3 protein-coding genes are annotated in these 1910 nt (G+C 30.6%); all 3 read right to left on the reverse strand.

All coding sequences use genetic code 11. The features are described from left to right. Window positions 1-111: 111 nt before the first annotated feature. The gene (locus RT250_RS13385; RefSeq protein WP_313115383.1) at window positions 112-303 is read right to left on the reverse strand and encodes a hypothetical protein; all 192 of its coding nucleotides are present in this window, start codon (window positions 301-303) and stop codon (window positions 112-114) included. Between the two features lie 5 nt (window positions 304-308). Continuing rightward, on the reverse strand, window positions 309-887 hold the full coding sequence (locus tag RT250_RS13390; protein ID WP_313115384.1) for a hypothetical protein: 579 nt from the start codon (window positions 885-887) through the stop codon (window positions 309-311). Window positions 888-1112: 225 nt separating this feature from the next. After that, window positions 1113-1778 (reverse strand): tetratricopeptide repeat protein, encoded by a 666-nt coding sequence (locus RT250_RS13395; RefSeq protein ID WP_313115385.1) that lies wholly within the window; start codon window positions 1776-1778, stop codon window positions 1113-1115. Between the last annotated feature and the right edge of the window lie 132 nt (window positions 1779-1910).

The following is a 1910-nucleotide window of genomic DNA, read 5'->3' on the forward strand; positions in this document are numbered from 1 at the left end:
CTAAATCTGGACTAATATATGAGGATAGTTACAGAAGTACCATGGTGAAAAATTAATACATTTTTACTTGTTTTTTACCACAGTACTTTGTTGTAGCACGTTTTTTATACATTAATATCCCATTGAATAAAGCATTAATTCAGCTATTTCTTTTGCTTCGTTTAAATTCCTTGCTGGCTTAACTTGTCCGTTGTTTGTTTTTGATTTTAATTCATCATCTTGAATTATCCAAACAAGTCCATCTTTATCCAATTCACAATCAAAATTTGAGCCTTTATAGACTATTGAAAATTTTGTATTCATAGTAGTTACATTTTATCTAAAAACTGTGTTGTCGTTTCAAAACCATCTGATAGTCCATCATATATATCTTTTATTATGGTTTCTTTTAAAACTTTATTTACTGTTAAGTCAACCAATTTTCCTTTAACTAATTGGAACCAATTCTTTTTACCTAAATTGAAATGAGCTTTTAATTCATCTAATTCATTGAAAATAATTTCTTGTCCGTAACCCAATTCGGTTAGTTTATCCGCAATTTCATTCAATTTTACGTGAAGAGCTGTTTCTTCTTCTATTGTAAATGATTCTTTGGGTTTTGGTTCATATTCGTAATATTCCTTTATTTCATCAATTTGTTGGTCAATTACAAATAGTCCAGTCTCTCTCGTATCATCAAAGTTACATCCAGTACAAGTTTTAGCGTGTTCAATTTTTTCCTTAACTGTATTCTCACGAACAATTCTTAGGAATTCTAATTTATCGCTATCACGATTAAAATCATATATCTTATCTGACAAGCGAGAATTCAAGTCAGAAATACTACAATTACCACGGTAAAATATTCTATCGTTGAATTTTTTTGCTTCCTTTTCAATTATGTTCATAGTTTTTCTTAAATGTGCTACAACGTTTAGTATAAAAGAAGTAGGGCTGTAAATAAGCGATTACTTTTCGGATTATCAACAAGCCAAATCTTTTGCATTTTGTTTTATATTTTTATTCTAAGGCCAAATCAAAAGATTTGGCGACCTCGCAAATAAGCCTGAACCATTGGGCTTAGCACTTACTTGCCCTATTTTTTTTATACATTGTTGCACCACGTTATTTTCTCAGAGACTTAATGGCAGTGCAAATCCTCCACCAAAAAGACCAACGTTCTTTCCTTTAAAAATCGCGGGTTGATATTCGGTCATTTTCATTAGAGAGTTTGTCAATTCATTTATTTCCGATTCATTTATGTTGCCTTTAATATTGGTGATTAATTCACCCTTGATACCGACATTAATCATTAGATAAATTTTGCCCCGAATTCGTTTAAGTTTTTTGGAGTTTTTGATTTCAGATTTTAAAAGTTTGATATAGTCGGGATTAATTTGTTTTTTATTTACAATTAATGGCTCAAAATTATTATTGTATTTGAATTTCGGAAGTTCGTCTACGTGAAATAGGAACATTTTTTCCGAATATTCCAGTCCGCCACAGTATTGCTCGATTAATTCATATGATTCAAAATCACCTAACGAATATGATTTTTGGAGTAGTTGACAGGCTTGTTGTGTATTTCCTAAATTCAGTTCGACTCCAGCTAAGTTGAAGATAGCATCTTTATTTATCGAGTCAATTTTAATAATCGATTCGTAGTTAAGTTTAGCAGTTTCAAAATCCGATTTTTGATAGGCTTCATTTCCCGCAATCATCAGTATATCAATATTTGAGTCTTGTCCAAATGACTGATTAATCGAAAATAATATTATTATAAGCAGAATTTTTTTCATAATGTGGTGCAACTGTTTTGCATATGATTTGCGGCGATTTTTGCTGCGCGATTTTTTCCGCTTTACCAAATGCGTTTTAAAAATACTACTTTTTCTCACTTTCACGAATTTCAGCCGTAAATTATATGCATT

Origin of the sequence: Aequorivita sediminis (assembly GCF_032080575.2) — a bacterium.
GTDB classification, from domain to species: Bacteria; Bacteroidota; Bacteroidia; order Flavobacteriales; family Flavobacteriaceae; genus Aequorivita; species Aequorivita sediminis.

Coding starts and splice junctions, on each gene's coding strand:
- RT250_RS13390 (WP_313115384.1), bottom strand. CDS start 887: ATGAACATAATTGAAAAGGAAGCAAAAAAATTCAACGATAGAATATTT.
- RT250_RS13385 (WP_313115383.1), bottom strand. CDS start 303: ATGAATACAAAATTTTCAATAGTCTATAAAGGCTCAAATTTTGATTGT.
- RT250_RS13395 (WP_313115385.1), bottom strand. CDS start 1,778: ATGAAAAAAATTCTGCTTATAATAATATTATTTTCGATTAATCAGTCA.